Origin of the sequence: Qipengyuania sp. RANM35 (assembly GCF_041021145.2) — a bacterium.
Lineage (GTDB): Bacteria > Pseudomonadota > Alphaproteobacteria > Sphingomonadales > Sphingomonadaceae > Qipengyuania > Qipengyuania soli.
The window spans coordinates 319,959-343,812 of the sequence record NZ_CM196433.1; the positions used below are offsets into that span (position 1 = coordinate 319,959).

Annotated in this window: 25 protein-coding genes; 17 read left to right on the top strand and 8 right to left on the bottom strand. The window is 63.3% G+C overall.

What is annotated here, in order from left to right; translation table 11 throughout:
• The first annotated feature begins 14 nt into the window (after window positions 1–14).
• The 3 genes from RAM60_RS01585 (at window position 15) to RAM60_RS01595 (ending at window position 3,714) form a co-directional block, all read left to right on the top strand.
• Window positions 15–920 carry a sulfite exporter TauE/SafE family protein gene (locus tag RAM60_RS01585; protein WP_200982534.1) on the top strand — a complete coding sequence of 302 codons (906 nt, stop codon included), beginning with the start codon at window positions 15–17 and terminating at the stop codon, window positions 918–920.
• Window positions 917–1,669 (top strand): TIGR02186 family protein, encoded by a 753-nt coding sequence (locus tag RAM60_RS01590; protein WP_369025859.1) that lies wholly within the window; start codon window positions 917–919, stop codon window positions 1,667–1,669. The genes RAM60_RS01585 and RAM60_RS01590 overlap by 4 nt, the downstream gene beginning before the upstream one ends.
• Before the next feature lie 101 nt (window positions 1,670–1,770).
• Complete coding sequence (locus RAM60_RS01595; RefSeq protein ID WP_369025858.1) at window positions 1,771–3,714, top strand: ATP-binding protein; 1,944 nt, start codon at window positions 1,771–1,773, stop codon at window positions 3,712–3,714.
• Window positions 3,715–3,883: 169 nt separating this feature from the next.
• On the opposite strand, the gene RAM60_RS01600 is transcribed toward RAM60_RS01595, so the two are convergent.
• Together RAM60_RS01600 and RAM60_RS01605 are read right to left on the bottom strand one after the other, a co-directional pair.
• On the bottom strand, window positions 3,884–4,618 hold the full coding sequence (locus RAM60_RS01600; RefSeq protein WP_369025857.1) for a 7-carboxy-7-deazaguanine synthase QueE: 735 nt from the start codon (window positions 4,616–4,618) through the stop codon (window positions 3,884–3,886).
• Between the two features lies 1 nt (window position 4,619).
• Window positions 4,620–7,328, bottom strand: a complete 2,709-nt coding sequence (locus tag RAM60_RS01605) for a valine--tRNA ligase (protein ID WP_369025856.1) — start codon at window positions 7,326–7,328, stop codon at window positions 4,620–4,622.
• Between the two features lie 104 nt (window positions 7,329–7,432).
• On the opposite strand from RAM60_RS01605, the gene RAM60_RS01610 reads away from it, so the two are divergent.
• From RAM60_RS01610 to RAM60_RS01630, 5 genes are read left to right on the top strand one after another with little or no spacing between them, the layout of a single operon-like run.
• A complete protein-coding gene (locus RAM60_RS01610; protein ID WP_200982540.1) occupies window positions 7,433–8,545 on the top strand; it encodes an ABC transporter permease in 1,113 nt (370 codons plus the stop codon).
• Entirely contained in the window at window positions 8,545–9,447 is a 903-nt protein-coding gene (locus tag RAM60_RS01615; protein WP_369025855.1) for an ABC transporter ATP-binding protein, read from the top strand. Before RAM60_RS01610 ends, RAM60_RS01615 begins: the two co-directional genes overlap by 1 nt.
• A 9-nt stretch (window positions 9,448–9,456) precedes the next feature.
• Complete coding sequence (locus RAM60_RS01620) at window positions 9,457–10,404, top strand: MlaD family protein (RefSeq protein WP_369025854.1); 948 nt, start codon at window positions 9,457–9,459, stop codon at window positions 10,402–10,404.
• A gap of 11 nt (window positions 10,405–10,415) precedes the next feature.
• On the top strand, window positions 10,416–11,000 hold the full coding sequence (locus RAM60_RS01625; protein WP_200982546.1) for an ABC-type transport auxiliary lipoprotein family protein: 585 nt from the start codon (window positions 10,416–10,418) through the stop codon (window positions 10,998–11,000).
• 56 nt (window positions 11,001–11,056) lie between these two features.
• Window positions 11,057–11,431: an NUDIX domain-containing protein gene (locus RAM60_RS01630; protein WP_510640046.1), complete on the top strand. Its 375-nt coding sequence runs from the start codon at window positions 11,057–11,059 to the stop codon at window positions 11,429–11,431.
• Here RAM60_RS01630 and RAM60_RS01635 read toward each other — a convergent pair.
• Genes RAM60_RS01635 through crcB form a run of 6 tightly spaced genes read right to left on the bottom strand, consistent with a single transcriptional unit; the run spans window position 11,428 to window position 15,132 of the window.
• Window positions 11,428–12,132, bottom strand: a complete 705-nt coding sequence (locus tag RAM60_RS01635; protein ID WP_369025852.1) for an ATP12 family chaperone protein — start codon at window positions 12,130–12,132, stop codon at window positions 11,428–11,430. The two genes, RAM60_RS01630 and RAM60_RS01635, sit on opposite strands and share 4 nt — an antisense overlap.
• Window positions 12,129–12,338, bottom strand: a complete 210-nt coding sequence (locus tag RAM60_RS01640) for a hypothetical protein (RefSeq protein WP_200982552.1) — start codon at window positions 12,336–12,338, stop codon at window positions 12,129–12,131. The genes RAM60_RS01635 and RAM60_RS01640 overlap by 4 nt, the downstream gene beginning before the upstream one ends.
• Window positions 12,325–12,984, bottom strand: a complete 660-nt coding sequence (locus RAM60_RS01645; RefSeq protein WP_369025850.1) for an HAD-IA family hydrolase — start codon at window positions 12,982–12,984, stop codon at window positions 12,325–12,327. The genes RAM60_RS01640 and RAM60_RS01645 overlap by 14 nt, the downstream gene beginning before the upstream one ends.
• Window positions 12,981–13,580 (bottom strand): FMN-binding negative transcriptional regulator, encoded by a 600-nt coding sequence (locus RAM60_RS01650; protein ID WP_369025849.1) that lies wholly within the window; start codon window positions 13,578–13,580, stop codon window positions 12,981–12,983. Before RAM60_RS01650 ends, RAM60_RS01645 begins: the two co-directional genes overlap by 4 nt.
• Window positions 13,580–14,725 (bottom strand): RluA family pseudouridine synthase, encoded by a 1,146-nt coding sequence (locus tag RAM60_RS01655; RefSeq protein ID WP_369025848.1) that lies wholly within the window; start codon window positions 14,723–14,725, stop codon window positions 13,580–13,582. Before RAM60_RS01655 ends, RAM60_RS01650 begins: the two co-directional genes overlap by 1 nt.
• A complete protein-coding gene (crcB, locus tag RAM60_RS01660; protein WP_369025847.1) occupies window positions 14,722–15,132 on the bottom strand; it encodes a fluoride efflux transporter CrcB in 411 nt (136 codons plus the stop codon). The genes RAM60_RS01655 and crcB overlap by 4 nt, the downstream gene beginning before the upstream one ends.
• A 203-nt stretch (window positions 15,133–15,335) precedes the next feature.
• Here crcB and rpsU point away from each other — a divergent pair, with 203 nt between their 5' ends.
• From rpsU to RAM60_RS01705, 9 genes are all read left to right on the top strand, one after another.
• Window positions 15,336–15,542, top strand: coding sequence for a 30S ribosomal protein S21 (gene rpsU / locus RAM60_RS01665; RefSeq protein WP_200982562.1), 207 nt, complete (start codon window positions 15,336–15,338; stop codon window positions 15,540–15,542).
• A 78-nt stretch (window positions 15,543–15,620) separates the two neighbouring features.
• Entirely contained in the window at window positions 15,621–16,190 is a 570-nt protein-coding gene (locus tag RAM60_RS01670) for an FKBP-type peptidyl-prolyl cis-trans isomerase (protein ID WP_369025846.1), read from the top strand.
• A gap of 24 nt (window positions 16,191–16,214) precedes the next feature.
• Window positions 16,215–17,915 (top strand): DUF4153 domain-containing protein, encoded by a 1,701-nt coding sequence (locus RAM60_RS01675; RefSeq protein ID WP_369025845.1) that lies wholly within the window; start codon window positions 16,215–16,217, stop codon window positions 17,913–17,915.
• A 57-nt stretch (window positions 17,916–17,972) separates the two neighbouring features.
• Window positions 17,973–18,275 carry an Asp-tRNA(Asn)/Glu-tRNA(Gln) amidotransferase subunit GatC gene (gene gatC, locus RAM60_RS01680; protein WP_369025844.1) on the top strand — a complete coding sequence of 101 codons (303 nt, stop codon included), beginning with the start codon at window positions 17,973–17,975 and terminating at the stop codon, window positions 18,273–18,275.
• A complete protein-coding gene (gatA, locus tag RAM60_RS01685) occupies window positions 18,275–19,756 on the top strand; it encodes an Asp-tRNA(Asn)/Glu-tRNA(Gln) amidotransferase subunit GatA (RefSeq protein WP_369025843.1) in 1,482 nt (493 codons plus the stop codon). The genes gatC and gatA overlap by 1 nt, the downstream gene beginning before the upstream one ends.
• Window positions 19,747–20,883, top strand: coding sequence for an acyltransferase family protein (locus RAM60_RS01690; RefSeq protein WP_369025842.1), 1,137 nt, complete (start codon window positions 19,747–19,749; stop codon window positions 20,881–20,883). The genes gatA and RAM60_RS01690 overlap by 10 nt, the downstream gene beginning before the upstream one ends.
• 39 nt (window positions 20,884–20,922) lie before the next feature.
• Window positions 20,923–22,425 carry an Asp-tRNA(Asn)/Glu-tRNA(Gln) amidotransferase subunit GatB gene (gatB, locus tag RAM60_RS01695; protein WP_369025841.1) on the top strand — a complete coding sequence of 501 codons (1,503 nt, stop codon included), beginning with the start codon at window positions 20,923–20,925 and terminating at the stop codon, window positions 22,423–22,425.
• Between the two features lie 65 nt (window positions 22,426–22,490).
• A complete protein-coding gene (locus tag RAM60_RS01700; protein ID WP_369025840.1) occupies window positions 22,491–23,369 on the top strand; it encodes an AraC family transcriptional regulator in 879 nt (292 codons plus the stop codon).
• 27 nt (window positions 23,370–23,396) lie between these two features.
• Window positions 23,397–23,852 carry a tRNA (cytidine(34)-2'-O)-methyltransferase gene (locus RAM60_RS01705; RefSeq protein ID WP_369025839.1) on the top strand — a complete coding sequence of 152 codons (456 nt, stop codon included), beginning with the start codon at window positions 23,397–23,399 and terminating at the stop codon, window positions 23,850–23,852.
• The last annotated feature ends 2 nt before the right edge of the window (window positions 23,853–23,854 follow it).

The window sequence follows — 23,854 nt, forward strand, 5'->3', positions numbered from 1 at the left end:
CGTAGAGGCCGCTCATGGACGTCTACCTCCCCATCGCGAACATGTCCGTAAATGGACTGTGGATTGTCGCGCTGGGTGGCCTGACCGGTATTCTCTCTGGACTGTTCGGGGTTGGCGGCGGCTTCCTGACCACACCGCTGCTGATTTTCGTTGGTGTTCCTCCGACGGTCGCAGCCGCATCCGCTTCGACCCAGGTCACAGGCGCAAGCGTAACCGGGGTTATTGCCCATAATGCCCGCGGCGGGGTCGACTACCGCATGGGTGCGGTGATGATTGCAGGAGGCGTCATTGGATCCGGCATCGGCTCCTTGCTGTTCCGCTTCTTCCGGTCGATCGGCCAGATCGACGTGGTTATCAGCATGCTCTACGTCGTGCTTCTCGGTTCCATCGGAATGCTCATGGCCAAGGAATCGATCGAGCTGCTGCGCGGCGGCGGCTCCAAGCAGGTCGCCCGGCGGCGGCATCATCCTTTGGTCGCCAGCCTCCCCATGCGCTGGCGGTTCTACAAGTCGGGCCTTTACATATCGCCTCTGGCCCCGCTGCTTGTCGGTGTGGTGGTGGGCATCCTCACCATGCTCATGGGTGTCGGCGGCGGGTTCATCTTGGTGCCCGCCATGCTCTACATCCTAGGCATGAGCGCCAATGTCGTCGTGGGAACCAGCCTGTTCAATATCCTGTTCGTGACCATGGCGACCACGATGATGCACTCGCTGACGACCAAGGCAGTCGACATCGTGCTGGTGTTCCTCCTGCTTGTCGGATCTGTCACGGGGGCCCAGATCGGCTCGCAGATCGCGGTCAAGGCCAAGCCGGAAATGCTGCGCCTGATCCTTGCTGCGATCGTTCTCGTGATTGCCTTCCGCATGTTCCTGGGCCTGTTTTACCGACCCGACGAAATCTATACGTTGTCACCGCTATGAGGGCGCTGCTTCTCCTCGTCTTCGCATTCGTCCTGATGGGCCAACGTGACCCGATCCTCGTGCCGGAAGTAAGCCAGCACGAAATCCAGGTGCGTCAGGGCTTCACGGGAACGGAATTGCTCCTGTTTGGTGCGATCCTTGATCCGCGTGGCCTTCAGGCAGGTAACAAGTATGATATCGTGGTCGTGTTGAAGGGGCCCTCACAGCCCCTCCGCATCCGCGAGAAGGCGCGGTTTGCGGGCGTGTGGGTCAATGCCGACAGCAGCGATTTCCGCTCAGTCCCCTCGTTCTTCGCTGTATCCTCGTCTCGTCCCATCCAGGACATCGTCGACGAAAAGACGGCTGCAATCTACGAATTCGGCACCCAATACATCCAGCTGTCGCCCAATGGTGTCATCGACGTCGAACAGCAGTCGCGCTTTGCCTCGGGTCTTGTCGATCTCAAGACGCGCCAGGAACTCTACAAGGAAGATTTCCAGGGTGTGAAAATCAGTGAGCAGGTCCTTTACCAGGCCCGCATCTCTCTCCCTTCCAGCGTCATAACCGGGACCTATACGGCGGAAACCTTTGCCATAACCGGTGGGCGCGTAATCGCGTCGGCACAGGCCGACGTCGAAGTTGTGAAAGTCGGATTCGAAAAGCAGGTGACCTACTATTCGCAACAATGGTCACTGATTTACGGCCTGTTGGCAGTGGCCCTGTCGGTAACGATGGGCTGGGGGGCCGGCCGCCTCTTCGCGATGATCTGATACTCCCTCGTCCAACATCGTTGACCGGATTTTAACCGCCTTCGGGCAGGTAGGTGCGGCATGCGCGGGCAGTTCGCGCGACTGAGGGGCCGAACCTGACCATGACCGATATGGGCAACCAGAACTTCCGTACTTTCGATCCATCCAAGGAAGATGGCGCGGAGCCGCCCCAGCCGCGCGGCAATTCGCTGCGCGACCGCATCCGTCGTTCGGAACAGTCGGTTGCGCCGCAGTCCTATGCTTCGCCGTCAGGCTACGTGCACAATCCGGAGCCGGAGCCTGCGCCCGAAGCGCCCCCGGCCTACGAACCGCAGAACCAGCAAAGCTATAATCAGCCCGTTGCAGATGTGCCACCTGCCCCGGTTGCGGAAACACAGCCCGAGCCTGCCCCAGTCGAGCAACCCGACGATACGCCGGTCGCGACCACTGAGGCGGAAGCTATTAGCCAGAACACGCTCGACCCGATCGGCGTCGTACTCGAGATTGCAGGATCGGGTTCGATGATCGCCATCGATCTCCAGCGCCTCAACGAATGTGCCGACGACGACGATCCGTCGGTTGCCATGGCGGGGCAGGTCGGTAGCCAGATCAAGATCCGTGTAGGCAACAACTGGCTGCTCGCCAGCGTTCGCAACCAGCGCCAGGACCGCAAGGCTGGCAGCATCCTCGCCAACATCGACTTCCTCGGCGAAGGTATCGAGGAGAAGCTCACGGGGCGCCTCCACGGCTTCCGCCGCGGTGTGACCCGTTATCCGGTCCCCGGCTCGATGGTCTACGCCGCGAGCACCGCCGACCTCAAGCAGGTCTATGCCAGCGACGGCCGCAGCGCCGTGACGATCGGCAAGGTCTATCCGACCAAGGACATCCGTGCCGGCATCTACATCGATGCCATGCTGGGCAAGCACTTCGCCCTGCTGGGATCGACCGGTACCGGTAAGTCGACCAGCGCCGCGCTGATCCTTCACCGCATCTGCCAGGCCGCGCCCGAAGGGCACATCCTGATGATCGACCCGCACGGCGAATATTCCGCCGCCTTCCGCCAGACCGGCGTGATCCTCGACGTCTCCAACCTGCAGATGCCGTACTGGATCATGAATTTCGAGGAGCACTGCGAAGTGCTGCTGACCTCGAACGGCAACGAGCGTCAGGTCGACGCCGACATTCTCGCCAAGTGTCTCCTCAAGGCGCGCCAGAAGAGCCGCCTTGCCGAAAGCATGGGCAAGATCACTGTCGATAGTCCGATCCCCTACCTGCTCTCGGATCTCTCAAACGAGATCCAGGACCAGATGGGCAAGCTCGACAAGTCGACCACTTCCGCGCCCTACATGCGGATCAAGAACAAGCTCGACGAGATCAAGGCTGACCCGCGTTACCAGTTCATGTTCTCCGGCATGCTGGTGGCGGACACCATGGCCGAGTTCATCGGCAAGATCTTCCGCATGCCTTCAAACGGCAAGCCGATCTCGATCATCGACGTGTCGGGCGTGCCCTCGGACATCACCTCGACCGTGGTCGCCGTGCTCAGCCGTCTCGTCTTCGACTTCGCCATCTGGGGCCGCGAGGAACGCACCAGCCCGATCCTGCTGGTCTGCGAAGAAGCGCACCGCTACGTGCCGAACGAGAAAAATGCCGATGGCAACTCGGTCGGGAAAATCCTCAGCCGTATCGCCAAGGAAGGCCGTAAGTACGGTATCTCGCTGGGCCTTATCACACAGCGTCCGTCCGACCTTGCCGAAGGCGTGCTGTCGCAGTGCGGTACTATCATCTCGATGCGCTTGAACAACGATCGTGACCAGGCCTTCGTGAAGGCCGCCATGCCCGAAGGCGCGCGCGGCTTCCTCGACAGCATCCCGGCGCTGCGCAACCGCGAGTGCATCATCTGCGGCGAGGGTGTCGCCATTCCGATCCGCGTCGCCTTCGACAATCTCGAGGAAGCCAAGCGTCCGGCTTCGGAAGACCCCAGCTTCGTCGACCTCTGGAACAAGACCGGCGGCGAAGAGGACATCGTCCAGCGAACCGTGCAGCGCTGGCGTTCGCAGGGCTGATGTTGGAAATCCTCCCTGCTTTTGCGCAGCGAAAGGGGGGAGGGGGATCGCCAGCCTGAAAGGCTGGTGGTGGAGGGGCCAGGAGCGCCGATGCCCCTCCGTCACACGCCTGCGGCGTGCGCCACCTCCCCATTTGGCCTTGCGGCAAAATGGAGAGGAAATCTCAGCCTCACGTCCCCCTTGTATCCCCGAACAGGTGGATATGCAGGCGGTCGCTCATCCGGAAACCGTGTTCGACGCATAGCGGGGCGAGCCACTTCTCGCGTGCGCGCAGGGTTGCGCTGTCGGTGCCCTCGGGCATCAGGAAGACGTGGTCAGGCCGGAAGCGATAGCGTGTCCGCAGCGTCACGACCTCGTCGATGTCCGAAGGTTCGGCGATCACGAACTTGAACCATGCGCGCGGGTCGGTGGCGTAAGCATCGAGCCGTTCCGGCAGAAGCGCGAGATCGGCAGGATTGCCGCTGTGCGCCAGCTTCGGGCTGACGTTGAACTGGTCGATGCGGACGTCCAGCGCGGTCGGCGCCTTGGTGGTGCCGTTGGTTTCCACCTCAACCGTCATATCGGGCAGGAGGTCGAGCAGGCGTGCAAGGGCAGGGGCCTGCAGCAGCGGTTCGCCGCCCGTGATGACAAGGCGTTTCTGACCGAGTGCCGTGATGCGCGCTGCAACCTCGCCTTCGTCGAGTGTCAGCTGGTTGGCTTTGCGTTCGTAGTCGACGCCATCGCGGTGCGGGCGGTTGTCGCCCTCAAAATGCCAGGTGTAGGCCGTGTCGCACCAGACGCAGGCGAGGTTGCAGCGCGACAGGCGCACGAAGGTGCAGGGCATGCCCGCACTCGGTCCTTCGCCCTGCACGCTGGCGAAGATCTCCGGCTCGCCGGGAGCCTGCGTGGCGAGGACTAGCGGCACATCATCCCAGCCGCGCCAAGGCAGCTTCGAGGCGAGCGACTTCGGCCGTGTGATGCGCGTGGTCGGCGCGCGCCTTTTCGACGGCTTCCGGCGCTGCCCGCTCGACGAAGTTCGCGTTCGAGAGCCGACCTTCGAGCGATTTGGCTTCCTTGGCCGAAGCAGCGAGCGCCTTGTCGAGCCGAGCCTTTTCCGCTGCGATGTCGATCACGCCTTCGAGCGGGACGATGAAGGCATCTTCGCCAGCCGAGACCTGCATGGCTGCACTGGCCGGAGCGTCGGCCATGTGGATCGGCGTCAGTCGGGCGAGCCGCTCGATCGCCGGTCCGCTTGCCTCGATCACGCGCTGGCCCAGTGCCGAGGGGCTGGCGACATAGGCTTCCAGCTTTGCACCCGGCGAAATTCCAAGCTCGTTCTTGGCAGTGCGCACCGCGCTGGTCAGCGCGATCAGCCAGTCTATTTCCGCCTTGGCCTCTGCATCCACCGCCGCACCCGGCTCGGGCCACTTCGCGGTGATGAGCGGATAATGCGCGCGCTCGCCCTGCTTCGACCACAGTTCTTCGGTGATGAAAGGCATGAAGGGGTGCAGCATGACGAGGATCTGGTCGAGGACCCATCCGGCGACGGCCCTGGTCTCGTCATCGATATTGCCCTTGATGAGTTCGAGATACCAATCGCAGAAGCGGTCCCACACGAAGTGGTAGATGGTATTGGCCGCCGCATCGAAGCGCAGGTCGGCCATCGCGCTTTCGAGCTGGCCTTGCGTCTCGACCACCTCGCCGATGATCCAGCGGTTGACCGCATGGTTTGCCGCAGGGGCAGCGATCGACGTGCTCGCGCCGATGCCGTTCGACTGGCAGAAACGCGTCGCATTCCAGAGCTTTGTCGCGAAGTTGCGATAGCCCTCGATGCGCCTGTCATCCATCTTGATGTCGCGGCCCTGGCTTTCCATCGCCGCCATGAAGAAGCGCAGCGCATCCGCGCCGTACTGGTCAATGAGGCCTAGCGGATCGACGACGTTGCCCTTGGACTTGGACATCTTCTGCCCGTCCGCCGCGCGCACGAGACCGTGGAGGTAGAGTCGCGGCCAGGGGTTCTGCCCGGTGTTGTACTGGCCCATCATCATCATACGGGCATCCCAGAAGAACAGGATGTCGAAACCCGAAATGAGCAGGTCGTTGGGGTAGTGCTTTTCGACCAGGTCGGTCTTTTCCGGCCAGCCAAGCGTGGCGAAAGGCCACAGCGCGGAGGAGAACCAGGTGTCGAGGACGTCTTCGTCGCGAGTCAGCGCGACACCTTCCCCGGCGAGCGCTTGTGCCTCTTCTTCGGTGAGTGCGACGTAGGGCTTGCCTTCGGCATCGTACCAAGCCGGAATGCGGTGGCCCCACCACAGCTGGCGCGAAACGCACCAGGGCTGGATGTTCTCCATCCAGTTGAAGAAGGTCTTCTCCCAGCTCTTCGGGACGATTTCGATCGCGCCGCTCTTCACGGCCTCGATCGGCTTTTTCGCCAGCGTCTCGGCATCGACGTACCACTGGTCGGTCAGCCAGGGTTCGATGACCACGCCGCCACGGTCGCCGAAGGGCGTCTGGATCGTACGCGGTTCGGCGTCGTGCTCGGTTTCGTTGCCTTCCTTGTCCCTTGTGACATGCGGGATGAGGAATCCCAGTTCCTTCATCCGCGCGACGACGAGTTCGCGTGCGCCATCGACGCCGTCACGCTTGAAGCGGTGCAGGCCGATGAACTCTTCGGGGACCAGCCCGTCGGCGGTCTGGCAGACGTTGCCTTCCGCATCGAGCATGTTGAGCATCTCGGCAGGCTTCATGCCCGCGCGCTTACCCACCTCGAAGTCGTTGAAATCGTGACCTGGCGTGATCTTCACGCAGCCCGAGCCGAGTTCGGGATCGGCGTGCTCATCGGCGACCACCTTGAAGCGTCGACCGGTGATCGGCTGGAGAATGTCCTTGCCGACGACCGACTTGTAGCGCTCGTCATCCGGGTGAACGGCCACCGCCATGTCGGCCAGCATCGTTTCGGGCCGAGTGGTCGCGACGACGAGGTAATCCTTGCCTTCCGACGTCGTGACGCCGTCTGCCAGCGGATAGCGGAAGTGCCAGAAGCCGCCCTTGACCTCGTGCGTCTCGACCTCGAGGTCGGAGATCGCGGTCTTGAGCTTCACATCCCAGTTCACCAGCCGCTTGTCGCGGTAGATGAGGCCGTCGTTGTAGAGGTCGACGAAGGTCTTGAGCACGGCATTGCTGAAGTGATCGTCCATCGTGAACTGCTCGCGCGACCAGTCCATCGAACAGCCGAGCCGGCGCAGCTGGCGAGTAATCGCTCCGCCGCTCTCCTCCTTCCACTCCCACACCTTGGCCACGAAATCCTCGCGGCTGTAGTTGGTGCGCTTGTCCTGGCGTTCCTCCAGTTGACGTTCGACCACCATCTGCGTGGCGATGCCGGCATGGTCGGTCCCGACGACCCACAGCGCATCCTTGCCGCGCAGGCGTTCGTAACGGATCACCACGTCCTGCAGCGTGTTGTCGAGCGCGTGGCCGATATGGAGACTGCCGGTGACGTTCGGCGGCGGATTGACGATGGTGTAGGGCTCGGCGTCCGGGCGATCGGGCCGGAACAGGCCGTTCTCCTCCCAATGCGCGTACCAGCGCGCCTCGATTTCCGCAGGGTCGAATGTCTTGGGCAGTTCGGTGCTCATGGGACGCGCCTTTGCCAGCGCCCATGCTGCGATGCAACGTTGCTGTGGCACCGGGAGCATAGCCGCTTGTTAAGTGCCGGATTTCCCCGCATACCCGCGCCCGCATGACAGGGCTTGCACAATACGATCTCGGACAAGGCGGAGGCGAGGGCGCGGTACTGGCGCTTTCGGGGCCATACCTCGTTTCGACGATCGGTGCGGTCGATGCAGAACTGCGCTCGCTTCAGGGCCCCATTGCCAAGGTCGATTTGTCCTCCGTGAGCGAGATCGACACGGTGGGCGCGTGGGTTGCCTGTACGCTTTCGAGCGATCACGATGCCGAAATCGTCGGGGCAAGCGAGCGCGCAAAACGTCTTATCGGTGCCCTTCAAGGCATGCGCGGGACCGAAGAGGTCGCTGCGCCGCGGCTGCCGGTCTGGGAACGCGTGCCGACGGCCATGGGCGACAAGGTGTTCAATGCCCGCACCGGTATCATGGGCGTCCTAAGCTTCTTCGGCGCGCTGATTACAGCTGCGGGGAACCTCATCCGGCATCCGGCCCGCTTCCGCTGGCTCGCACTCATCCGCCAGTTCGAACTCGTTGGCGTCGCGGCGCTGCCGATTATCGGGCTGATGAGCTTCCTCATCGGTATCGTCATCGCGCAGCAGGGCGCGGTCCAGTTGCAGCAGTTCGGCGCCGAGACGCTGACTGTGAACCTCGTCGGCCGCATCACCTTGCGTGAACTCGGCGTCCTGATGACCGCGATCATGGTTGCCGGCCGATCGGGCAGCGCCTTTGCCGCGCAGATCGGCACGATGAAACTGACCGAAGAGGTCGATGCCATGCGGACGATCGGCATCGCGCCGATGGAGGCGCTGGTCATCCCGCGCATACTCGCATGTACTTTCATGATGATCATCCTGGGCTTCTACAGCTCGGTCGTCGCAATCGTCGGCGGTGCCGTGGTCGGCGACCTGATGCTCGGCATTCCGTTCTGGAGCTTCCTTTCGCGAATCCAGGAAGTTGTGCCGCTCCATGACCTGTGGGTCGGCCTGGTCAAGGCGCCGGTCTTCGGCCTCATCGTCGGCCTTGCCGGCTGCTACCACGGCATGAAGGTCGAAGGGAATTCGGAGGAAGTGGGCCTGCGCACGACCATGGCAGTCGTCTCGGCTATCTTCGCCGTCATCGTGCTCGACGCATTCTTCGCGGTCTTCTTCACCGAAGTGGGGTGGGGCTGATGGCCGAGGACGGAACCGGCCGGACCCTCGGGCGTCACGAACGCTACCGCGGCGAATACCCCATCGTTGTCGAAGGCCTCAAGAACGCCTTCGGGGAACAGGTCGTTCACGAGAATCTGGATCTCAAGGTCAAGCGCGGCGAAATCCTTGGCGTCGTCGGTGGCTCGGGTACGGGCAAGAGCGTGCTGATGCGCTCGATCATCGGGCTGCAGACTCCGGCCGAGGGCGAGATCAAGGTCTTCGGCCGTTCGATGACCGACGCCGAGCCTGATGAGGAAATCGGCGTTCGCAACCGATGGGGCGTGCTGTTCCAGGGCGGTGCGCTGTTTTCGACCCTTACCGTGGGCGAAAACGTGCAGGTTCCGCTCAAGCAATTCTACCCGGAAATCCCCCACCGGCTGCTGGAGGAAATCGCCCGTTACAAGGTGATGCTGTCGGGCCTTCCGGAAGAGGCGGTGAGCAAATATCCGAGCGAGCTTTCGGGCGGCATGAAGAAGCGCGCCGGCCTCGCCCGCGCGCTGGCGCTCGATCCCGAACTGCTCTTCCTCGACGAACCGACGGCGGGCCTCGACCCGATCGGTGCAGCCGCATTCGACAATTTGACGCGGGAATTGAAGGCAACGCTGGGCCTGACCGTTTTCCTGATCACCCACGACCTCGATACGCTGCACGAGATCTGCGACCGGGTGGCCGTGTTGGCGGACAAGCGCGTGATCGCGGTCGACACGGTTCCGAACCTGATGGAACTCGACCATCCGTGGATCCAGGAATACTTCAACGGCCCCCGCGGCCGGGCGGCGCTCACCGCGCAGGCACTCGACGAATTGCGGCGGCACATGGACATGCCGGTGGCCGCTCATGCGGTCAAAGCGTTGGACAAGACGCCACCGGGCAAGGCATAGGGCAAGGGAATGGAAACGCGGGCAAATCACGTTTGGGTGGGGGTGGTCACATTGTTGATCCTCGCCGCGCTGGCATTCTTCATCGTCTGGCTCGCGCGGCTGGGTAACGGCTCGCAGAAAGAGTACGACATCTTCTTCAAGCAGTCGGTGGCAGGCCTCGCCAATGGCAGTCAGGTCAGCTTTGCGGGCGTTCCCGTCGGGCAGGTCGACGAGATCGTCCTGTGGGAAAAGGACCCCGAATTCGTCCGCGTCCGGATCAAGGTGAAGGAAGAGGTCCCGATCCTGGTCGGCACCGTCGCCACGATCCAGGGCAGCTTTACCGGCGTTTCGACCATCATGCTCGACGGTGCACGTTCGGGTGCTCCGCCAATTACGTGCGAGACCACCGCCTGCACCGAGGGCGCGCCCATCATCCCGCCCGCGGCCGGTGGCTTCAACGAGATTCTCGCCAACGCACCGCTGCTGCTTGAGCGCCTTGCGACGCTGACCGAGCGCCTGACCATGCTCCTGTCCGACAAGAACCAGAGCGAGATTTCGGCGATCCTCGCCAATACCAATCGCGCCAGTGCGAGCCTTGCCGACGCGGCACCCCAGGTCGAAAGGACCATGGCCGAACTGCAGGTCACCCTGCGCGAAGCGAGCGAAACGCTCGACCAGTTCGAGAAGGTGACGGCGTCGACCGATCGGATTCTCAACGAGGAAGGCGAGCAGATCGCCAAGCAGCTTCGCGCGACGCTGAAATCGGCGAGCGGCGCTGCGGCTGCGCTCGAACAGACACTGGAAGAGGCCCGTCCGGCCACCAAGCAGCTCACCGAAAGCACGCTTCCTGCAGCCGAAGCCACGCTCAAGGACCTTCGCGCGACCAGCAAGGCACTGCGCGAAGTTACAGAAAAGATAGACGAGAAGGGTGCCGGAGCGCTGCTCTCCAGCCAGCCATTGCCCGAGTACAAGCCGTGAGGGACCGACGCATGAACAGGATCACCGCACTCGCCGCCATGGCGCCCGTGCTGCTGCTCGGCGGCTGTCTCAGCCTCGGTGGCAAAGTGCCCGAAAGCCTCCTGACCCTGACTCCGGCGACGACGGCTGCGGCCGGTACGGTCGCGCAAGGCTCGTCCAGCAGTTCGCTGGCGCTTGTCGAACTCGACGTACCGCAGGCGCTCGATGTCACCCGCGTGCCGGTGCAGGTGAGCGACACCGAACTAGCCTATCTCAAGGACGCGGTCTGGGTCGAACGGCCGGCGCGCCTCTTCCGCCGCCTCATCGCCGAAACCATTCGCGCAAAGTCGGGCCGCATGGTCATCGACGGCGACGATCCCGGGGCGCTCGCGATAGACCGTGTGGGCGGCACTCTTCGCTCCTTCGGTTACGACGCGCGCACATCGTCGGTCGTTGTGGTCTTTGACGCTGCGCGCAGCGGCGAAGGATCCAGCGTAACGACCAAGCGGTTTGAATCGCGCATTTCAGGCGTACCCGCCGAAGTTGGAGCAGTCGGACCGGCACTCAACCAGGCAGCCAACGATGTTGCAGCTCAGGTGGCGGATTGGGTCGGCTGATCCAGCGCAAAGCCTGCTCGGTGCCATACCGACAGGTCAAAGGAATCTTGGACGTCTTGGCCTTCGAACACCCGCTGGCCGGGAATCAGTTGATCAAGGGCGGTATCGAGCCTGGCGAAGATCCTCTGTCCGCAGCAATTCGTGAAGCTAGGGAGGAGAGCGGACTAGTCCTGGGTAACGGAAGCTTGGAGCTGGGAGTTCCTGTGCCGGTTACTCCGGACTCCACCTGGCATTTTTTCGCGTTCCCAACCTTGGGCCTGCCTGATGGCTGGCATTTCCTCACCCCCGACGACGGCGGCCGGCTTTTCCGGTTCTTCTGGCATCCCCTGCACCACGATCCTGACGACACCTGGCACGAAGCATTTCACATTGCCTTGGATCATGTCCGGGCGACGTTACCAGGGCTGGTAGGCCCGGGAGGAGCTGCCTAGCTTCTGGCCTGCGCCAGCGTAACGAAGACCTGCGCGGCGGAAAATTCCTCTCCCTTACGCGCGCGCGTCGCTTCGGCCTCTTCCTCGCGGCCCCATTGTTCGGCCTGCCATTCCTCCTCGAGATTGGCATCACGCCAGAGGAGCATCGGGTCGTTGATTGCATCGTCATTGGCCAGCAGGGCCACCGCCAGTGATGCGGCGAGGGAGGCCATGGAGGTCATGCCTGCAAGGGTGAAATCGTCGAGGGTCGCGAGGTGCTCGCGCAGCCGGTCCAGCGTCTCTTTCGGCTGGGGCCTGTGCATCACCCCGCTTACGCGCTGGAAGCGGACGCCCATCCGGCCTTCGAGATGGTCCAGCAGTGGGTCCCATACCTCGCGCTGGCGGGCATGGAACGCCTCGTCGGGGTCCGCGCGATAGCAGAGCGTATCGGTCTCGGCGAAGGCCAGCAGTTTGGTGATTGCAGTTTCGCGGTCTGCGGCCACCACATCGATGGCGAAGTCGGCATGATCGCGGAACAGGAATTTGCCGGGGTCGATTTCGTCTCCCTGCTTCGACCATTCCGACGACATGGCTGACGCAAGGATGCGCGTCGGGAGGACCTGCTGTTGGCCGCCCTGCGTCTTGATGCCCCTGCCGTCCAGCTGCACCTGCCAGCCGCCCTTAACTTCGGCGACCGTCACATCCTTGTAAAAACGCTTCACTTGTCGCTCTTCCACTTCCGGGCGAGAAGCAGCGGCATGATGAATACGTCGAGTGCGCCGATGAAGAGGAAAATGTAGCCGACGATTGCGGGTAGGTCGACGATCTGGGCGAGGATCATCGCGCCCAGGACCGCCAGGATCACCCCCGAAATCCGGATCCATTGCATGGCCCAGAAACGGGCCTTCGCGGGGTCACTCTGTGCCAAGGATCAATGCCTCCAATTGTTCGATGGTGTCCGCCACACAGCTCGCTCCAGTGGCCATGAGTTCATCTGCTTCGTGATAGCCCCAGGAAACGCCGATTGCCCGCACGCCTGCAGCTACTGCCATTTCCATGTCGAAACTGGTGTCGCCAATCATGATCGCGTCCTGGGGCTCGACACCCGCTTCGGCGAGCGCGGTTTCCAGCATGGAGGGGTGCGGCTTGGAGGGATGGCGGTCGGCAGTCTGCAAGGTCACGAACAACTGCCTGATACCGTGCGATTCAAGGCACGCGTTGAGGCCGCGGTCGCTCTTCCCCGTGGCCACTCCGAGAAGCCAGCCCGCCGCGTCCAGGCGAGCGACCAGTTCGCCGATGCCATCATAGAGCGGCTCCTGCAGCGCGCCCGAAACGCGAAGCGAACGATATCCGTCCTTATACGCCTCAACGACGCGGGCCCGTTCCTCATCGCTGGCGTGCGGGGCCAGTTCGCGCAGGGCGTAGGGCAGGCTGAGCCCGACCATTCGTCGTACGGCGTGGCGGTCGGGCGTGGGCAGGCCCGCCATGGCAAAGGCCTGTTCCATGGTGTCGCAGATTGCGGCCTGGCCATCGACCAAGGTTCCGTCGCAATCGAAGACGACCAGACGTGTCATGGTGCAAAGCGCTCCATGGCCTGCGCGATGGGGGCATTCCCTGCTGCAACCTGTCCTGCGGCGATGGCTTCACGCACCTCTTGCGGCTGCTTCTGCGAGAGCTTGAACGTCGGCCGCCTGATATCGATTGCCATCTCGAAGCCGGTGATGCCGCGCAGCTGGCGAGCCCAGTTGTCCGCGCTCGTCTCCTCTGCGGACCAGCGATCGCCGCCCAATCGACCTTCGTGCCGGTCGATTGCGCGGTAGAGGAAATCTTCGAGCTCGACCTCGTCGAGCTTGCGGACCGTGCCTTCCATCTCGATCGTCACATAATCCCAGGTCGGTACGGTATCGCGGTTGGCGTACCAGCGGGGGCTGACATACCCTTCGGCACCATTCACGACGACGAGCGCGCGCGACCCTTCGAGATGCGGGACCAGCGCATTGCGGCGCGACAGGTGGAACCGGACGCAGCCACCGTCCGACATCAACAGGGGGGTATGGGCGACACGCGGACCGTCCGGCGTCGTGATGAACACCATGCCGAAGCCGATTTCCTCCACCAACCCATCGAGCAGCGCGACATCACCGCTGCGAAAGAGCGGATTGGGGTGCATCAGCGCTTGCCCTTGGGCGGTTTGGTGGACTTGGGTCCAGTTTTCGCCTTGGGTCCGGCATCGCGGCGACCCCGGCGTTCGCCTTTGCGCGTCTTGCGATAGTTCTTGGCGTGCTGGCGGGCCTGCTGCTTCTTTTCCTCGCGCGATTTTGGCGGCGGATCGTCGCGCATTGGTGTCGCGTCGCTGGCGTTCACGTTGAAGCCCAGTTGTTCGAGGCTGGCCGCGAAATGCTCGGGCAGGTCGGCAGTGACATCGATCTTGCCGCCCGAGGGATTGTCGATGATCAACCGGCGTGCATGGAGATGCATCTTGCGACTGATCGATCCGGTCAGGAAGGCATCCTTGCCGCCATACTTGCCATCGCCGACGATCGGCGTGCCCATGGCTGCGCAGTGCACGCGAAGCTGGTGCGTGCGGCCGGTGAGCGGCTCCAGTTCGAGCCATGCAGCCTTCTGTCCGGCCTTGTCGACGACGCGGTACTTGGTCTTGGCGGGCTGCCCGCCTTCGTGATCGACATGCATCTTCTCGCCACCCGAACCGGGCTGCTTGGCAAGCGGCGCCTCGATGATGCCCTGTGCGACCTCGGGCACTCCGACCACCAGCGCCCAGTATACCTTCTTCGCACTGCGGCCCGAGAAGCGCTTCGAGAAGAACGCTGCGCTTCCCGGGGTGCGGGCGACGAGAAGGACGCCGGAGGTATCCTTGTCGAGCCGGTGGACGAGGCGCGGACGCGGCTCGTCCTCGCCCGGCGCGAACGCGTCGAGTAGGCCGTCGACGTGGGTCGTGGTGCCGGTCCCGCCTTGCGTCGCAAGGCCGGGGGGCTTGTTGAGGACGATGGCGCCCTTGTCCTCGCGGATGACCATCGCATGGGCCTGTTCGATTTCGGCTTCGGTGAGCTGGCGTTTGGCCTTGGGCTTCTTGTGCGGCGCATCGCCGCCTGGCGGCACACGGACGGTCTGGCCTGCCGCAATGCGGTCCTCGGGCTTCACGCGCTTGCCGTCGACACGCAACTGGCCCGTCCGTGCCCACTTGCTCACCGTGCCGAAGCCGACCTGCGGCAGGTGGCGCTTGAACCAGCGGTCAAGGCGCACGCCGTCATCATCGGCATCGACCGTGAACAGCCGCACTTCGTCGGAAGTCTTCATCCGTAGGCTCGCATTACGGTTAGTCCGAAGATCAGCCCGCTGATCCCGAGTGCAAAGGATAGCACGGCATAAAGCGCGGCGAAGGTGAATTGCCCGCGTTCGAGCAGCAGGACCATCTCGAGGCTGAAAGCGCTGAAGGTGGTGAACCCACCAAGCAAACCTACGCCGAGGAGCAAGCGCAGCTGCTCCCCCTCGCCGCTGCCGTGGCGGGCGAGCCATCCGGCCAGAAAGCCCATCAGCACGCTGCCGAAAGCGTTGGCGGCCAGCGTCGCCCATGGGAAGGTCGTGACCGCCTGGACGCCCAGCCAGTGGGTCATGCCCCGGCCCAGCTGGTAACGCATGACGGCACCGATCGCGCCGCCCAAGGCGACGTGCAGGCTGGCAATGAATGGGGAGAAGCCGGACATCGCCCAAGCCCCTAGCGCCAACGGCTCGCCTATGAAAGCCGCCAAAGCGCTTGCCTTTCCCCTCTCGAATCCGTATGTGCGCCCCCGTTCGAGCCGGCCCCTTTGGGATTCGGCGCGTTTTTCGTTTTCTGGACGAACCCGTATTAAGGAGGCAAACCCCGCTTGCGGCGGGCTCTGGCCCGCAAGTTGAGGTGTTGATTTTTATGCAGATTATGGTTCGCGATAACAATGTCGACCAGGCTCTCCGCGCGCTCAAGAAGAAGCTGCAGCGTGAAGGCGTGTATCGCGAAATGAAGCTGCGCCGCCACTACGAGAAGCCGAGCGAAAAGCGCGCCCGCGAAAAGGCCGCTGCTGTTCGCCGCGCCCGCAAGCTCGAGCGCAAGCGCATGGAGCGTGACGGCTCGAAGTAAGCCGTTGCCAGCAAATCCAAGCTAAGCCATGAGGGCGCGGAGCAATCCGCGCCCTTTGCGTATCAGGACCATATCCGCATGACCGAGATTACCCGCGTACCTCTCCAGCCCATCGCCAAGGGCTCGCTCACCAAGCTGTGGCTGGGCGTCCTCTTGGCAGTCCTGCTCGGCGCAGGCCTTGCCTGGGCAGCCGCCCCCAAGGGGCTGTCGGTCGACACGATCACCGCCGGCACGGGCGATTCCCCCAAGCTGGGCGATGTGGTTTTCGTCAAATACGTGGGCAAGCTGAAGGACGGGACCGAATTCGACCGGTCGCAGCCGCTCCCCATTCCTCCCGGCCTGCTGCCCGACGGCAACCCGCTGCTGCTCGAGGAAGGCGCGATTATCGACGGCTTCATCCAGGGCCTGACCCAGATGCAGAAGGGCGGCAAGTACACGCTGACCATTCCGGCCGACCAGGCCTATGGCGCCGAACCGCCCCCGGGCTCGCCGATTCCGCCGAATGCGGACCTCGTGTTCGATGTCGAGATAGTGGATTTCATGAGCCGCGACGATTTCCAGCAGCGCGCCGCCGCTATCCAGCAGATGATGCAGGCGCAGCAGGGCCAACAGCAGGCTCAGCCCGAGGGGGCTCCGCCCGCGCAATAATCTCCATCGCCAGGGAGGGCGCAGGTGACTGAGGACAAGGCGGGCGACGAACACGAGTGGCCCCTGCGGCCCTGGATCCTTGCCGCTCTCCTTGGACTTGGCGGTCTCTCAGTCTGGCTGGCTGCGGACGGTTTTGATGGTGACCCCGAGCCATGGCGAGCGGCGCTCATGGCATTGGCCTTCTTTGGGCCGATCTGCGCCGGGCTGACTCTCGAACGGGAGAATTGGCGGCGTGCCGACCTGTTCTCTGCGCTTGTCGGCCTCGTCATGGGCGGCATTGCCTGGCGGGTCGCTGCCGAGGTCGAACATTACGAGGCGGCGACCTTCTGGCTTGCCGCAGGCGTGGTGTCGGCATTGCTTGCGGTGCCGCTCTTCCAGGCCGGGTTCCACCGATATCGCTGGCAAACCTCCTACCAGAAGACGCACTATCACGTGTGGACCGACGCTATCAGCGGCGGCGGGGCGCTGGCGTTCACGGGTCTTGCCTGGCTCGTGCTGGCATTGCTGGCCCAGCTGTTCCACGCGATCAAGATCGATCTCCTGAAGGATCTCATCGACGAAGGATGGTTCGGCTGGACTTTCTCCGGTCTTGCGTTCGGAGCCGCGCTGGGCGTGCTGCGCAACCAGATCAAGGTTCTCGGTACGCTGCAGAACGTGGTCATGCTGGTCTTCTCGCTGATCGCGGTTCCCCTCGCTTTCGCTGTGGCACTGTTCCTTTTGGCGGTACTTTTCAGCGGGCTCGACGTCCTGTGGGAAGCAACGCGCAGTGCGACACCAATGCTGCTCGCAATCGCGGCAGCGAGCTTCGTGCTGGTCAATGCCGTGCTGCGTAACAGCGACGAATCCGGTAGCAAGTCGCGCATCATGCGGGGGGCGGCATTTGTGCTGGCAGTCGGCATCCTGCCGCTGGCCATCCTTGCGGCGATTTCGATGGGTACACGTATCGCCGAATACGGCCTCAGCCCCGAACGCATCTGGGGCCTCATCGCGATCATGGTCGCAGTGGCCTACGGCGTTGCCTATTTCGTTGCTGCGATCCGCAGTCGCCGACACGGGTGGGACACGCAGCGTCAGGCGAACCTGCATCTCGCAGTCGCGACCTGTGTCCTCGCCCTGTTGCTGGCAATGCCAATCCTCGACTTCGGAGCAATTTCTGCGCGCAACCAGGTGGCACGACTGGATGCGGGCAAGGTGAGCGTCGACGATTTCGATTACGATGCGCTGCGGTGGGATTTCGGTAACGCGGGGCGCGAGGTTCTGGCCTCTCTCACGAAGAATTCAAATCCTCAGGTTGCGAAGCTTGCCCGCGAAGCCGAACAGCGCGAATCCCGCCCTCACCGCTGGCTCAATGAAAATCGCGACAAGCTGGATGAGCGAATTGCGAACCTTCGCATCGATGCCGGCGATGCGGTCCTGCAAGAGGCGATACGGGAGGATGTGCGCAATAATCCGTACCTCTGCATGGCCCCGTGCGTCGCAATCGACGCAGGACCACGACCTGGTGGCGGCCGGTGGGTTGCCTACGTCCAGAACGGTACGGTCAATCGCCGAGTCCTGTTGAGAGAGAAGGGCACCTCGGGGGAAGATTCCTTCGTTCTGGATGTCGGCAATGTCCCCGGGCCGCAGAACCCCGAACAGAAGGCGGATTCTCAGGTGGAGATCCGCGAATGGAAGGGCAGGCGGGTCTATATCGACGGGAAGCCTGCAGGCGATCCGTTCGAATAGCATTGCAGTGCAGCATGACCGCTTGAAGCGCGGCCTTCGCGCGGCTAACGCGCTCGCATGTCCGTAACACGTGAAGAAGTGGCGAAGATCGCCTCGCTCGCCCGCATCAAGATGGGCGATGCGGAACTCGAACGCATGGTGCCCGAATTGAACGGCATCCTGAAGTGGGTCGAACAGCTGGGCGAGGTCGACGCGACCGGCGTCGAGCCGATGACTGCGGTTATCGAAAACCACCTGCGCCTGCGCGATGACGTGGTCGATGCCGATCCGTTCACCGCCGGTGGCCGCCGCGAGGATGTCCTCGCGAACGCCCCCGCTGCAGAACACGGCTTCTTCGGCGTTCCCAAGGTGATTGAATAATGAGCGCGCTTACCGACCTTGGCGTCAAGGCCATCCGCGACGGCGTTGCTGGCGGCGAATTCACTGCGCGCGAAGTGGCCGAGGTGTTCAACGCCGCGGTGGCCGAGGCTGCCAGCCTCAACGCCTTCATTGTCACCACCCCCGAACATGCGCTCGCCGCCGCTGATGCGACCGATGCAAAGCGCGCCAAGGGCGAGGAGCTTGGCAAGATGGGCGGCGTGCCCATCGGCATGAAGGACCTGTTCGCCACCAGAGGCGTCCAGACCACTGCCGCGAGCCACATCCTCGAAGGCTTCAAGCCCGAATACGAGAGCACCGTTTCGCAGAAGCTGTGGGACGCGGGCGCGGGCATGCTGGGCAAGCTCAATCTCGACCAGTTCGCGATGGGTTCGTCGAACGAGACTTCCTATTTCGGCAATGTCACCTCGCCGTGGCAGAAGGCTGGCAGCAACGCCGCGATGAGCCCGGGCGGTTCGTCGGGTGGCTCGTCAGCTTCGGTTGCCGCGCGCATAGCGCCCGCTGCGACCGGCACCGACACCGGCGGCTCGATCCGCCAGCCTGCCGCTTTCACCGGCATTTGCGGCATCAAGCCGACCTACGGCCGCTGCAGCCGCTGGGGTGTCGTCGCGTTCGCATCCAGCCTCGACCAGGCCGGTCCGATGGCCCGCAGCGTTGAAGACTGCGCGATCATGCTCGAGGCCATGGCCGGTTTCGATCCCAAGGACGCTACCAGCCTGAAGATGGATGTTCCCGCGTGGGAAGCGGGCCTTTCCGCCGACCTCAAGGGCAAGAAGATCGGCATTCCGCGCGAATACCGCATGGAAGGGACCGACGAGGAAATCCTCAAGTCCTGGGAACAGGGCAAGGAATGGCTGCGCGATGCGGGCGCGGAGATCGTCGATATCTCGCTGCCGCATACGAAGTACGCGCTGCCTGCCTACTACATCATCGCTCCGGCCGAGGCCTCGTCCAACCTCGCGCGCTACGACGGCGTGCGTTACGGCTTGCGCGACCTGCCGGACGGGGCAGGTTTGCAGGATATGTATGCAGCCACCCGCGCCGCCGGTTTCGGCGACGAGGTCAAGCGCCGCATCCTCATCGGCACCTACGTGCTGAGCGCGGGTTTCTACGACGCCTATTACACGCAGGCGCAGAAGGTCCGCGCGCTCGTCGCCCGCGACTTCGCGGAAGCGTGGAGCCAGTGCGACGCGATCCTCGCGCCGACCACTCCGACTGCCAGCTTCCCGTTGGGCTCGCTCAACGAAGACCCGCTGACGATGTACCTCAACGACGTCTTCGCCGTTCCTGCGTCGCTTGCCGGCCTGCCTGCGATGAGCGTGCCCGCAATGCTCAACTCGGACGGCCTCCCGCTCGGCCTGCAGATCGTCGGCAAGCCCTTCGACGAGCAGGGTGTGCTGAACGTCGGCCTCGCTATCGAACAGCGCGCCGCGTTCGCGGCGAAGCCGGAGAAGTGGTGGTAGAGGCGCCTTCCGCGGCTGCTTCAAGGGCTGCCGCAGCGCATCGCTTCATCGCGCTCGATTCCCTGCGCGGGCTCGCCGCGCTGGCGATTGTGTTCTACCACATGGGTGATTTCGGCTGGGTCGCCGGCCTGCCGCCGTTCCGCTACGGCTGGATGCTGGTCGACTTCTTCTTCATCCTGTCGGGCTTCGTCATCACCTGGAGCTATGGCGAGCGGTTGGCCATGGGCTATCCGCGGACCGGTTTCGTACTGGTGCGGTTGGGGCGAATGTACCCGCTCCACATCGCGACCGTCCTCCTGTTCGTGATCCTCGAATTCGCCCTGTTCCGCCCGGTATTGCACGAGGCACATTCACTCACCGAGCTGGTACGCGGCATATTCCTGCTCGATGCCTTTCGCACCGGTGCCGGAAATTTCTATGCGCCGGTCAGCTGGGCAGTTGCAGTGGAGCTGGTGCTCTACGTTATTGCCGCTTCAATGTTCGGGCGTGGCCGCTCAGCGATTGCAATCGCGGTCCTCCTCGCCGCGATCTCGGCATGGGCTCTGTGGACAGGCTTCAACGTGCCCGGTTTCGGTCGCCTGCTGCAGCGGGGACTGCTGGCATTCCCGCTGGGTGTGCTGGCATGCTGGCTCTATCGCCGGATGGAAGGCAGGAAGCCCGGCGTGTTGCTGGCGAGTATGATGGAAATCGCGCTATTCGCGCTGCTTGTCTGGTTGCTCTGGCTGCCGGGCAAGTACGCGAACTGGATACCGGGCATGGACGTGCTGTTCCTTGTCATGGTGCTGGTTTTCGCATGGGATGCAGGGATCGTTAGCAGGGTGCTTCAGTGGCAACCGCTGGTGACCCTCGGGACGCTCTCTTTTGCGCTCTACATGATGCACCTGTTCTACGTGATCCTGCCCAATCGCCTGCTCCCGCACATGTTCGAGGCGACCGGTCATCCAGACTGGATCGCAACGAAGCCCGACAAGTTCGGTCTTCTCAGCGTCGCTCCACCGCCCGCGCTCGCCACGGCAATCTCGCTCTCGCTGCTGGCCCTGGCCATCGGTACGGCGTGGCTTGCCTGGCGCTATATCGAGGAGCCCGCGCGCGAATGGAGCCGGCGCTTCGCAAATCCGCACAAGTGAGCCTTTTCACGCACGCTGCACTGCACTATCGGCGAGAACATGACTGAATCCACTTACCGCATCCAGGGCGCCACGGGCGAATGGGAGGTCGTGATCGGCCTCGAAGTCCACGCGCAGGTCGTCTCCAAGTCCAAGCTGTTTTCCGGCGCCGCTACCGCCTTCGGGGCTGAGCCGAATACGCAAGTCAGCCTCGTCGATGCGGCGATGCCCGGCATGCTGCCCGTGCCAAACCGCGAGTGCATCCGTCAGGCGGTGCGCACCGGCATGGCGATCGAGGCGCAGATCAACGCGTGGAGCCGGTTCGACCGCAAGAACTACTTCTATGCCGACCTGCCGCAGGGATACCAGATCAGCCAGCTCTACCACCCGCTCGTGGGCGAGGGACAGCTGACCATCGAAGCCGACGAGAAGGCGGGCATCCCCGCAGACAAGGTCATCGGCATCGAACGCATCCACGTCGAGCAGGACGCGGGCAAGCTGATGCACGACCAGCACCCGACCATGTCCTATGTCGATCTCAACCGCAGCGGCGTGGCGCTGATGGAGATCGTGTCGAAGCCCGACATGCGTTCGCCCGCCGAAGCCGGGGCCTATGTCCGCAAGCTGCGTTCGATCCTTCGCTATGTCGGATCGTGCGACGGGAACATGGAAGAAGGCTCGATGCGCGCCGACGTCAACGTCAGCGTGCGCAAGCCGGGTGAGGAATTCGGCACCCGCACCGAGACCAAGAACGTCAATTCGGTCCGCTTCGTGATGCAGGTCATCGAATACGAAGCCAACCGCCAGGTCGACGTGATCGAGAACGGCGGCAAGGTGGAGCAGGAAACGCGCCTGTTCGATCCGAACACCGGCACGACCCGCACCATGCGTTCGAAGGAAGACGCGCACGACTATCGCTACTTCCCCGATCCGGACCTGTTGCCGCTCGAACTTGAGGACAGCTTCCTCGAGGAATGCCGTGCATCGCTGCCCGAACTGCCTGATGCCAAGCGCGCGCGCTATGAGAACGAGCTGGGCCTGACGCCGTACAACGCGCGCGAACTGACCGCAGAGGTCGAGACTTTCGCCCGCTTCGAAACGCTTCTTGCCGCCACCGCCAAGGGTATCGGCAAGCCGGAGAAGGACGTCGCGACGCAGGTCGCAAACTGGGCACTATCGGTCGCGCCGGGGGTAATGAACGCACTGGGTGACGAGGCCAATCCTGCCTATGCCACGGCCGAAGCGCAGGCGGCCATCCTCGACATGCAGGCCAAGGGCGAAATCTCCGGCGGCCAGGCCAAGGAGATTTTCGAGATCGTCCTCAAGACCGGTCGCACCCCTGCCGAAATCGCCGAGGCGGAAGGCCTCAAGCAGGTCAGTGACACGGGTGCCATCGAGGAGGCGATCGATGCGATCATCGCCGCCAATGGCGACAAGGTCGAGGAATACCGCAGCGGCAAGGACAAGCTCTTCGGCTTCTTCGTCGGCCAGACGATGAAGGCGATGCAGGGCAAGGCCAATCCCGCAGTGGTCAACCAGATCCTCAAGGACAAGCTCGGCTGAACCGCAAGATCGGTCGGGCACGTCGGCTTGACCTCGCCTAACCATCCCCTGCCACGGAGGATGGAATGAACGCGACGGCTGCCGACAACTATCGCAAGCGCATGGCGCGGGTGCTGGATCATATCGACCGGCACCCCGACGGCGACCTGCGGCTGGAGGCATTGGCCGGGGTCGCAGCCTTCAGCAAGTTCCATTTCCATCGCCAGTTCGGTGCCAATTTCGGCATTTCCGTCCAGCGCTACGTGAACCTTTCGCGCATGAAGCGTGCGGCTTTCGCATTGGCATGCAGGCCGGAACTGCCGGTCATCGAGATTGCCCTTGCCGCCGGGTTCCAGTCCCCTGATTCCTTCACCAAGGCATTTCGTGGGGAGTTCGGTGTCAGCCCGAGCGCATTCCGCAAGGCACCCGACTGGGCCGCGTGGCAAACGGCAATCACGCCGTACGACAACGCGAGGAAACACATCATGGCTTCGAACTTCCAACCAGGCGATGTCGAGATCGTCGATTTCGCCGAAACGCCGATCATCGTGCTCAGTCACCGGGGCGATCCGGCGATAGTCCAGCCGTCGATTGCGCGGTTCATCGAGTGGCGGAAAGCGAACAGGGTCGGGCCGCAGGTCGCCCGCACCTTCAACATGTTCTATGGCGGCCGTGATGTGGCGCCCGAGGATTTCCGCATCGATCTGGCATGCGAAGCGGTACGGGGTCTAGAACCGAGCGAGGGCATGGAACGCTCTGCCATCGCTGGCGGACGCTGTGCGCGCCTAAAGCTTACGGGCGTCAATGACGAGCTCGAAGTGCCCGCGACCTGGCTCTACCGCGACTGGTTGCCACAGAGCGGGGAAACGCTGCGCGACTTCCCCCTGTTCTGTGAACGGAGCAATTTCGGCCCTGGCATGCCCGAGAGCGAAATGGTGACGGAGCTCTACCTCCCTCTGGAATGACCGGTCCTTGGGCACTAGGCGGGGACGATGACTTCCATCGTCCTTGTCCAGCCCGAGATACCCGGCAACACCGGTGCGGTGGGACGCACCTGCGTCGCACTCGACATGGAACTGGTGCTGATCCACCCGCTGGGCTTCGAGATCTCGGACAAGCGGGTCAAGCGCTCGGGACTAGATTACTGGCCGCACATCAGGCTGGTTGAATTTGCCAGCTGGGATGCCTTCCTCGCCGAACGCAAACCGCGCCATGACCAGCTGTTCCTTTTCGAGGAATATGCCGAGCGCAACTTTTACGAGCCCGAGTACCCGGAAGATGCCTATCTGGTCTTCGGACGCGAGACCAAGGGTATCCCGGAAGAGATCGTCACCGCTCACCGGGCGCAGATGGTCAGTCTCCCGATGCGTTCCGAAAAGGTACGTTCGCTAAACCTCGCTAACACCGTGGCGGCCGCCGCGTACCAAGCGGTTAGGCGACACATATAGGC

Coding starts and splice junctions, on each gene's coding strand:
- crcB (WP_369025847.1), bottom strand. CDS start 15,132: ATGTCCGGCTTCTCCCCATTCATTGCCAGCCTGCACGTCGCCTTGGGC.
- RAM60_RS01595 (WP_369025858.1), top strand. CDS start 1,771: ATGACCGATATGGGCAACCAGAACTTCCGTACTTTCGATCCATCCAAG.
- gatC (WP_369025844.1), top strand. CDS start 17,973: ATGTCCGTAACACGTGAAGAAGTGGCGAAGATCGCCTCGCTCGCCCGC.
- RAM60_RS01605 (WP_369025856.1), bottom strand. CDS start 7,328: ATGAGCACCGAACTGCCCAAGACATTCGACCCTGCGGAAATCGAGGCG.
- RAM60_RS01585 (WP_200982534.1), top strand. CDS start 15: ATGGACGTCTACCTCCCCATCGCGAACATGTCCGTAAATGGACTGTGG.
- RAM60_RS01700 (WP_369025840.1), top strand. CDS start 22,491: ATGAACGCGACGGCTGCCGACAACTATCGCAAGCGCATGGCGCGGGTG.
- RAM60_RS01650 (WP_369025849.1), bottom strand. CDS start 13,580: ATGCACCCCAATCCGCTCTTTCGCAGCGGTGATGTCGCGCTGCTCGAT.
- RAM60_RS01625 (WP_200982546.1), top strand. CDS start 10,416: ATGAACAGGATCACCGCACTCGCCGCCATGGCGCCCGTGCTGCTGCTC.
- RAM60_RS01705 (WP_369025839.1), top strand. CDS start 23,397: ATGACTTCCATCGTCCTTGTCCAGCCCGAGATACCCGGCAACACCGGT.
- rpsU (WP_200982562.1), top strand. CDS start 15,336: ATGCAGATTATGGTTCGCGATAACAATGTCGACCAGGCTCTCCGCGCG.
- RAM60_RS01655 (WP_369025848.1), bottom strand. CDS start 14,725: ATGAAGACTTCCGACGAAGTGCGGCTGTTCACGGTCGATGCCGATGAT.
- RAM60_RS01590 (WP_369025859.1), top strand. CDS start 917: ATGAGGGCGCTGCTTCTCCTCGTCTTCGCATTCGTCCTGATGGGCCAA.
- RAM60_RS01620 (WP_369025854.1), top strand. CDS start 9,457: ATGGAAACGCGGGCAAATCACGTTTGGGTGGGGGTGGTCACATTGTTG.
- RAM60_RS01610 (WP_200982540.1), top strand. CDS start 7,433: ATGACAGGGCTTGCACAATACGATCTCGGACAAGGCGGAGGCGAGGGC.
- gatA (WP_369025843.1), top strand. CDS start 18,275: ATGAGCGCGCTTACCGACCTTGGCGTCAAGGCCATCCGCGACGGCGTT.
- gatB (WP_369025841.1), top strand. CDS start 20,923: ATGACTGAATCCACTTACCGCATCCAGGGCGCCACGGGCGAATGGGAG.
- RAM60_RS01670 (WP_369025846.1), top strand. CDS start 15,621: ATGACCGAGATTACCCGCGTACCTCTCCAGCCCATCGCCAAGGGCTCG.
- RAM60_RS01615 (WP_369025855.1), top strand. CDS start 8,545: ATGGCCGAGGACGGAACCGGCCGGACCCTCGGGCGTCACGAACGCTAC.
- RAM60_RS01645 (WP_369025850.1), bottom strand. CDS start 12,984: ATGACACGTCTGGTCGTCTTCGATTGCGACGGAACCTTGGTCGATGGC.